8 protein-coding genes are annotated in these 8943 nt (G+C 55.0%); 4 read left to right on the top strand and 4 right to left on the bottom strand.

Translation table 11 applies throughout. The features are described 5' to 3' along the window. Together Q0510_RS24310 and Q0510_RS24305 are read left to right on the top strand one after the other, a co-directional pair. On the top strand, positions 1-830 hold an 830-nt coding region (locus tag Q0510_RS24310; RefSeq protein WP_298717756.1), incomplete at its 5' end, for a GMC family oxidoreductase. 5 nt (positions 831-835) lie between these two features. Continuing rightward, the gene (locus Q0510_RS24305) at positions 836-1519 is read left to right on the top strand and encodes a gluconate 2-dehydrogenase subunit 3 family protein (RefSeq protein ID WP_298717753.1); all 684 of its coding nucleotides are present in this window, start codon (positions 836-838) and stop codon (positions 1517-1519) included. A 69-nt stretch (positions 1520-1588) separates the two neighbouring features. On the opposite strand, the gene Q0510_RS24300 is transcribed toward Q0510_RS24305, so the two are convergent. Continuing rightward, positions 1589-3232 carry a peptide MFS transporter gene (locus tag Q0510_RS24300; protein ID WP_298717750.1) on the bottom strand — a complete coding sequence of 548 codons (1644 nt, stop codon included), beginning with the start codon at positions 3230-3232 and terminating at the stop codon, positions 1589-1591. Between the two features lie 210 nt (positions 3233-3442). On the opposite strand from Q0510_RS24300, the gene Q0510_RS24295 reads away from it, so the two are divergent. After that, a complete protein-coding gene (locus Q0510_RS24295) occupies positions 3443-4885 on the top strand; it encodes a Gfo/Idh/MocA family oxidoreductase (protein WP_298717747.1) in 1443 nt (480 codons plus the stop codon). 121 nt (positions 4886-5006) lie between these two features. On the opposite strand, the gene Q0510_RS24290 is transcribed toward Q0510_RS24295, so the two are convergent. Together Q0510_RS24290 and Q0510_RS24285 are read right to left on the bottom strand one after the other, a co-directional pair. Further along, a complete protein-coding gene (locus Q0510_RS24290) occupies positions 5007-5453 on the bottom strand; it encodes a hypothetical protein (RefSeq protein ID WP_298717745.1) in 447 nt (148 codons plus the stop codon). A gap of 23 nt (positions 5454-5476) precedes the next feature. Continuing rightward, positions 5477-5962 (bottom strand): META domain-containing protein, encoded by a 486-nt coding sequence (locus tag Q0510_RS24285; RefSeq protein ID WP_298717742.1) that lies wholly within the window; start codon positions 5960-5962, stop codon positions 5477-5479. Between the two features lie 148 nt (positions 5963-6110). Between Q0510_RS24285 and Q0510_RS24280 the strand changes: the two genes are divergently transcribed. Further along, positions 6111-8252, top strand: coding sequence for a S46 family peptidase (locus Q0510_RS24280; RefSeq protein WP_298717739.1), 2142 nt, complete (start codon positions 6111-6113; stop codon positions 8250-8252). 75 nt (positions 8253-8327) lie between these two features. Here the strand turns inward: Q0510_RS24280 and Q0510_RS24275 are convergent. Then, a partial coding sequence (locus Q0510_RS24275; protein WP_298717736.1) for a D-alanyl-D-alanine carboxypeptidase occupies positions 8328-8943 on the bottom strand: 616 nt, incomplete at its 5' end.

Here is an 8943-nt window from a genome sequence, read left to right as displayed (position 1 = left end):
TCAATTCGAAATCCCCCATGCACAAGAACGGCCTGGCCAACTCCAGCGGTATGGTCGGCAAATACCTCCACGATTCCACCGGCGCTTCGCGCGGCGCGTATATTCCTTCATTGATGGAACGCAAGCGCTACAACGAAGACGGTGTGGGCGGGATGCACATGTATATTCCCTGGTGGCTCGATAACAAAAAACTCGATTTCGCCCGTGGCTACCACATCGAATTCTGGGGCGGCATGGGCATGCCCGCATACGGTTTCGGTTTCGGGATGGAAGGCATGCATATGATGGACCCCAACCGCAAAGGCACTCCCGCCGGCGGCTACGGCGCCAGCCTCAAGAACGACTACCGCCGCTACTACGGCTCTACAGTGGGCTTTGCCGGCCGCGGCGAAGCCATCGCGCTGGAAAGCAACTACTGCGAAATCGATCCGAGCGTGGTGGATAAATTCGGTATCCCGGTGCTGCGCTTCAACTACAAATGGAGCGAGCACGAGATCAAACAGGCGCGCCACATGCACGAAACTTTCGAGGAGATCATCCACAAAATGGGCGGCATTCCCCTCGGCACCAAACCCGGCGAAGAAACCAAGTACGGCCTCGAAAACCCGGGCAGGATCATCCACGAAGTGGGCACCACCCGCATGGGCGACGATCCCAAACGCTCGGTCCTCAACAAATACAACCAGGCGCACGACGCCAAAAACGTTTTTGTGGTAGACGGCGGCGCCTTCGTTTCACAGGCAGATAAAAATCCCACATGGACCATCCTCGCGCTCTCCCTCCGCGCGTCGAATTACATCGTGGACGAATTGAAAAAACAAAATCTCTGATCACCATGGACAGAAGAGAATCGCTCAAAGCCCTTTTCATAGGTTCCGTATCCACCGGCGTGATCCTCAGCGCCTGCGAAACAGGGACCAAAGACGCCGTGAAGGCGCCCAAAACCGGTAAGTTCTACGGCCGCACGCCCGACGAAGTGCTGCGCGACGAAGCCCTCACCACCGAAAAGTATTTCTCCGACGCGGAAATGAAAACCATCGCCGTGCTCGCCGATATCATCATCCCGAAAGACGAAACTTCCGGCTCCGCCACCGATGCGAAAGTGCCCGAGTTCATCGAGTTCATCGTCAAGGACCAGCCGAAATACAAGCTGCCCATGCGCGGCGGGCTCCGCTGGCTGGACGTGCATTCGCTGAAACAATACGACAAGATCTTCACGGATCTCGAGGCCGACAAGCGCCTGGCGATCGTCGACCAGATCGCGTTCCCCGAGAAAGCGGCCCCGGAGCTGAGCCAGGGCGTGGCGTTCTTCAGCCTGATACGCAACCTCACCGCCACAGGATTCTTTACCAGCGAAATGGGCATCAAGGACCTGGGGTACGCCGGCAACCGGCCCAACGAATGGGATGGTGTTCCGGATGATGTGCTGAAACAGTACAATCTCGCGTACGACGAAAAGATGCTGGCCGTTTGCCTGAAGAAGGAAGACCGCACCAAGATCATGACCTGGGAAGATTAACCCGGTTTGACTGCATAAAAAAAAGCGGCATCGTATGGATGCCGCTTTTTTATTTTCCGGTTGTCGGTATTATGCATGCGTATGCTCTTTGAACACGCGGTTCAGCCAGCGCAGCATCAGGAAGATAGTGCCGGCGGCGAGACCGAGTAGCAGGAAGTTCACCAGGAAATAATTCACTTTATTGTCGTAGCCGTCCCACAGCGCGGCCAGTACGCCCGACAGTTTATTGCCGATCGAAGTGGCGAGGAACCAGCCGCCCATCATGAGCGAGGTAAGGCGCGCGGGGCTGAGTTTGGAAACGAGGGACAGGCCCATCGGGCTGAGGAGCAATTCGCCTGCGGTGATAACGCCGTAGCTGCCGATCAGCCACCAGGCTGAGGCTTTTTCCGCACCATTTCCGCAAACCAATACCGCGCCTACCATGCAGAAAGTGGACAGGGAGGAAATGAGCAGGCCCCATGCGATCTTGGTCATAGTGGTCGGTTCTTTCTGGCGCCTGCGCAGGAAGGTGAAGAAAGCTACCACGAGCGGCGTGAGTATGATAACGAAGAAAGGATTAACGGACTGGAAGAGCTCGGTGTTCACCAGGCTGACGGAAGCGCCTTCTGCCGGCATCTTCTCTGGCGCCACGTTTTTGAAGTACACGGGCTTGCCTTGTTCTTTTACGGGTTGGCCGGATTCGTCTTTGATCACGCGGAACTCGTCGTCATAAGCAACTACTTCGCCGGTTTCGTTGGTCACTATCTGGGCGAGGGAGAGCGCTTTGGCGGGGGCTTCAACGGCTGCGGGAATTTCGCGGTCGGTATAATATTGCGCCCAGGTGGTGAGGGCTGTTCCGTTTTGCTTGAACACCGCCCAGAACATCACCGACACCGCGAAGATGGCCAGCAGGGCTTTCACGGGTTGTTTGTCCGTGGCGGAAGCTTTGCGGAGCAGGTTCACGAAGAAGTAGATGATGGGAAGGCAGGCGAAGATGAAGGCATCTGTTGAATCGGTGCCGAAAATATTCCCCGGGATGAACCAGCCGATGCAACCTACGACGAGCACGGGAACAAAAACCTGTGCGAAGATGGAGCCCAGGGGCATGTCGCCGGGTTGTACGGGTTTGAGGACGTTGGCGTGGCGGTAATGCTTGAGGCCGGCTACGAAAATGATCACACCAAGGAACATGCCGATGCCCGCGGCGATGAAGGCAGCGCCCCAGTTGATGTTATTGCGGAGATAAGCGGCGAAGAACGTACAGATGAAGGCGCCGATATTGATCCCCATGTAGAAGATGTTATAACCGGTATCCTTTCGCTCGCGGTACCGGGGGTCGTTGTAGACGTTGCCCAGCAGGGTGGAAATGTTGGGTTTGAAGAAGCCGTTGCCCACGCAAATAAGCGCCAGCGACAGGTAAAACACCGTCAAATCCTTGACGGCCAGGCCGCAATACCCGATCCCCATGAGTATACCCCCGATGATGATCGACTTGGTGTAGCCCAGCTTACGGTCGGCCAGCAGCCCTCCGATGAACGGCGTGAGATATACGAATGCGATGAATGTACCGAAGATATCGACCGCGGCATGCCGGTCCATGGCCCAACCGCCCTTCTCGGCGTCTGTCAGATATAATTGCAGGATGGCGAGGAGAAGGTAAAACCCGAATCGCTCCCACATTTCGGAAAAGAATAAAAACGGTAAGGCTACCGGATGTTTGCGGTTAGTCGACATGTTGTAACAAGATGTTTGGTAACGCTAAAAATAGGGGAAAAAGCCAATAGCCCCCAAACTTTCATGATGCGCGGTCGGACCGGGAGGCGGTAACGGAAACATAACACCGAAAAAATCGATTTAGCACAGGATAGTACAGGATGCCGCTCGTAGAGAATATTATATTTGCTAAATATTTTTCTATTATATTGAACGAAAATTTATCAAATCATGGTTCAGGGAAAAAATAACAAAAGAAACCAGATTTCACGTAGATCATTTCTAACCAACAGTGCAACAGCAGCTGCAGGTTTCATGATCGTTCCACGTCATGTATTGGGAGGACCGGGCTATACCGCCCCTAGCGACAGGCTTCGCGTTGCCGGCATCGGTGTCGGTGGTAAAGGCGAAAGCGACTTGTCTGAAATTTCGAAAGGGCCGGCAGATGTTACCGTGCTCTGCGACGTTCACGATAGCCGCGCCGCAGGTTCCGTAAAACGTTTCCCCAAAGCAAAATACTACCGCGATTACCGCGAGATGCTCGACAAGGAACACAAGAACATCGACGCCGTAACCGTTTCCTCGCCCGACCACAACCACGCCGTGCAGGCGATGGCCGCGATGCAGCTGGGCAAGCACGTGTATGTTCAAAAACCCCTCACACACGATATCTACGAAGCGCGCATGCTCACGCAGGCCGCGAAAAAATATAAAGTGGTAACCCAGATGGGTAACCAGGGCGCATCCGGCGACGGCGTTCGCCAGCTCATGGAATGGTACCAGGCAGGCCTCATCGGCGATGTACACACCGTGTACTGCTGGACCAACCGCCCCGTTTGGCCGCAAGGTATTCCCTGGCCCGCACAGCCCGGCACCAAACCCGCCGACCTCGACTGGAATCTCTGGCTGGGCACGGCTCCGCAAAAAGATTTCGTTGACAAACTCGTTCCCTTTAACTGGCGCGGCTGGTGGGATTACGGTACCGGCGCATTGGGCGACATGGGTTGCCACATCGTGGAACCTCCCTTCCGCGTGCTCGACCTCGGCTACCCCGTTTCCGCAGAAGCCAGCGTTGGCAGCGTGTATGTAGACGAGTTCAAACAGGGCTATTTCCCCGAAAGCTGCCCCCCGTCTTCCCACGTTATCATGACCTTCGACACCAAACGCGGCCCGCTGAAACTCCACTGGATGGACGGCGGCATCCAACCCGCGCGCCCCGAAGAACTGGGCCCCAACGAAAGAATGGGCGACGGCGGCAACGGCGCCATCTTCGTAGGCTCGAAAGGCAAAATGATGTGCGGTACTTACGGTATGTATCCTTCTCTCCTGCCTTCTTCCCGCAACAAGGAAGTGGATGTGAAACAAACCATCGCCCGCGTGCCCGAAGGCCACTATGTGCAGTGGGTGAACGCCTGCATCGCCGGTTACGGTAAGAAAGAACTGAGCGCTCCGTTCGAGATCGCCGGTCCCCTCACCGAAACCATCCTCATGGGTAACCTCGCAATCCGCAGCTACGACGTGCGCAAGCCGAAAGCCGATGGCAAAGGATTCGATTACCCCGGCCGTTATATCAAACTGCTGTGGGATGGCCCGAACATGAAGATCACCAACTTCGACGACGCCAACCAATTCGTTAAGCGCACCTACCGCAATGGCTGGTCGCTCGGCAAATAAGCGGATTGAAATATTTCATACGAAAAGGGCTGCTTCACTGCGAGGCGGCCCTTTCCCGTTCAAAAAAGCAGGGCTGCCTCCTTCGAGACAGCCCTGCTTCTGTAAAAAACGCGTATATATTTTAGCGGAATAATTCTTTGAAATCCCGCTTGAATTCCTGCCATTCGCTGTCGGCTTTCTTCATGGATTTGTCGATGCCGGCTTTGGTTTTATCCCAGGCTTCGGCGGTGCTGTTCTTCACATCTTCAGCTGCACGGGCCAGATCTTCCCGGGCGGCTTCCAGCTTGGACTGGGCCCTTTTGCTCCTGGCGCTGCCGTCTTTCTTCAGCTCTTCGATACGTGCGTCGAGCGAATCCATTTTCTCCTGGATGGCGGCGGAGGCTTCGTCGCGCTGGCGACGGAAATATGCGCCGGTGGTATCGGCTTTTTGTTCCAGGCCAGATTCGATGGAATCTACCCCTTCGTGGATCCTGGCGTTAGCGGAGGTATCTTCGCCGGTTGTGGCGGTTTGGTTCTGGCAGGAAGCCAGGATGGCGGAGGCGCCGAGGATTAACAGTAACTTGTTCATATATATTGATTTTTAAAAGGTTATCAAGGTTGAACGGCAGCGGCGGAAGCCGTGAATGTGGCTAACACGGTGTCTCCCCGCTGGAGGCGCAGCACATCTTTCTCAATGGTGTATTTGTTGGTGTTCTGCAGCGCCTGGCTGAAGGCGTTTTCGATGTCCAGCACCGGGCAGGCCATCTGGGTGGATATCACGTCGGACACGGCGAGGTCGCCGGTGGGCGTGGCGAGGAATTTACCGCCGAAGCCGTTGCAGCCGAGGTGGCCGCGCACCTGCGAGGAGGAGTCCACGAACTGCATATAGATTTCTTTTTCCCAGTTGCTGGTGTCTTTGGGGCCGTTCACGATTTCTTTCAACACCCATTTGGTGCCCGAAAGCGGCCATGTGGGCTGTCCATCGGTGGTAACGGCCATGGCGGCGGCGGCGGAATCGCTTGCGGCATTGTTTTGTGAGCTTTGGCAGGCGGCCAGGATGGCAAGGGCGGCAAAGGCGGGAAGCAGTAGCTGTTTCATGATAGTGGTTTTATGGTGTATAGTTGTTACATATTATCAATCATCAAGCCATTTTAACGTCGGGCCGCCCGGATTTGTTGACTTCCATGGATGGTAAAGGCCGTTATGAAAAAAATCGGTAGGTTTGGGCCCTTACAAAATCTAACATATGAAGAAAAATCTATTCCTGTTGTTGCTTTTGCTGTCTGTAAAGATTGTGAAGGCGGACGAGGGCATGTGGCTTCCGTACCTGCTCGGGCAGCAAACTTATGCCGATATGGTGAAGAAAGGTTTGAAGTTGTCGAAAGAGCAACTGTACAGCATCAACAAATCATCCATCAAAGACGCGATCATCATTTTCGGCGGAGGCTGCACGGGAGAGATCGTGAGCAATGAAGGATTGATCTTTACCAACCACCACTGCGGATACGGCGCCATCGCTGCGGCCAGTTCCGTTCAGAACAACTACCTGCGCGATGGTTTTTATGCCCGCTCGAAGCAGGAAGAAATCCCTGCAAAAGGGCTCTCCGTTCAATTCCTCGTGCGCGTGGAAGACGTGACCGCCAAAGTGGATGAAGCCATCAAAGGCTCCACCCTGGCCGATCGCGCTCCCAAAATGCAGGCGGTTTACGGCGAAATCATCAAAGCCGCCACCGAAGGCAATGCATACGAAGCCAAAGTAGTGCCCATGTTCAAAGGGAACCAGTTCCTCCTCTTCGTGTACGAGCGCTTCACCGACGTCCGCCTCGTTGGCACCCCGCCCGAAAACGTAGGTAAGTTCGGCGGCGACACCGACAACTGGGAATGGCCCCGCCACACCGGCGACTTCTCCGTGTTCCGCGTATACGGCAACGCCAGCGGCAAACCCGCTGAGTACGCCGCGTCCAACGTTCCCCTCAAACCGAAACATTTCCTCCCCGTATCCATCAAAGGCGTAAAAGAAAACGACTTCGCCATGATCTTCGGATATCCCGGCGGCACCAACCGTTACGAAACTTCTTACGGCGTGAAACTGAAAACAGACGTGGAAAACCCGTCCATCGTTTCCCTCCGCGACGCACGCCTTAAATTCATGTTCGAGGAAATGAAGAAAGATCCGGCCGTGAAACTGCAACTCGCATCTTCCTACGCCGGCATCGCCAACTACTGGAAATTCTTCGGCGGCGAATCCGAGCAACTCCTGAAATACCACGTCTTCGAAGAGAAACAAAAGAACGAAGCCGCGTTCCAACAATGGGCCAAAGGCAAACCCGAGTTCGAAAACGTCTTCTCCCAATACGAGGATATATATAAGAAATGGGCCCCCTACGCCAAGGTCCGCCTCTACGTAATGGAAGGCACCCTCGGCTCGCCCCTCGCCGCTTACGCCAGCTCCCTGCAGCAGCTCGAAGCCACCATCCTCAAAAATGGCGACATCAAAGCCGCCGCAGCAGCAGCCGACGCCGCGCGCACCAATTTCCTGAAAGACGAGAATAAACCCTCCGACCAGAAAATCCTCGCCGCCATGGCGCAACGCTATTACGAAGATATCCCCAAAGACCAACACCCCATTGGCTTCTACGAGGGATTGAAGTCTTTCGGCGACCTGAACGACGAGAAAACCTACCGCAACTGGGCGGCCAATGTGTTCAACAACACCATCATCTTCAACGACGCTAAATGGAAAACTTTCATCAGCCAGCCTGATGCCGTTACCCTCCAGGAAGATCCGGCCTTCGCCTATGCTTCCGCTTTCGTGAAGAACTACTCCCAGAAATACGCGCCCATCTACGCGCAGTTCACCGCGCAGAACAACGAGCTGGGCCGCCTTTACCTGAAAGGTGAAGCCCTCCGCACCCCGAACGCCAACCGCTACCCGGATGCGAACTTCACCATGCGCCTCTCCTACGGCCAGGTGAAACCCTACAAACCCCGCGATGCCGTGTCTTACGACTACGTAACCACCATCGACGGCGTAATGGAGAAATATAAACCCGGCGACTACGAATTCGATCTCCACCAGAATTTCATCGATCTCGTGAAGAAAAAAGACTTCGGCCAGTATATCGACGCCAAACGCCAGACCCTCGTGGTAGGCTTCATCACCGGCAACGACATCACCGGCGGCAACTCCGGTTCTCCCGTGATCAACGCCAATGGCGAACTGATCGGCCTCGCGTTCGACGGCAACTACGAAGCGCTCAGCCACAAACTCCAGTTCGATAAAAACTCCAACCGCACCATCAACGTAGATATCCGTTATGTGCTCTGGTGCATCGACAAACTCGGCGGCGCCAAAAACATTATCAACGAACTGAAAATCGTGAAGTAATATTTCCCTTTTTCGGACATAAAAAAACCCGGCAGACATAGCGTTTGCCGGGTTTTTCTTTTTATACCGCATGCGTTATCCCGCGTTGGCCGTGCGCACCAAAAAGCGCTCTACCGCCCGGCGCACGTTCGTGGAAGTCGTATTGTGGTTATTGACAAGCACGCTGAAGATGAGTGTTTTCCCGGATTTCGTGATCATATACCCGCTGAGGGCCACCACGCCGTTGAGCGTACCGGTTTTGGCGTAAAGCCGGTTCGGCAGCGCCTGGTAATAATTGCGCAGCGTGCCTTTTCCGCCGGAAGGGAACAGGGGAAAGAGGCGCTCTTTTGGATAGGCTTTCATCATTTTCCCAAGCACTGAAACCATATCGCGGGGCGTGAAGAGATTGAAGCGCGAAAGGCCTGAACCATCGACCCAGTTGGGCGGATGGGGCAAATCGTTAAGCAGGCTGTCGAGCATATATTTGATGACGCGGCGGGAGTCGATTTCGTCGTACCGCTGCGAAGAGGCCATCATCAAAATCTGTTCCGCGAAGAAGTTATCGCTGCGGTGCATCATGGGCTGGTAGAGCGTATCCACCGGCAGGCTTTTCATGACCGCTCCCGCCATGGGGCCGGTTGTGCTCATGATCCTCACCGGTTGGCGCAGCGTGTCTTGCAGGCGGCGCGCCAGTTGTGCGATGCCGCCGGTG

This window comes from uncultured Chitinophaga sp., assembly GCF_937874145.1.
In the GTDB taxonomy this organism is placed as follows: Bacteria; Bacteroidota; Bacteroidia; order Chitinophagales; family Chitinophagaceae; genus Chitinophaga.
Note: the sequence above shows the minus strand (reverse complement) of the source record. Positions and strands in the feature narration are given on the sequence as shown.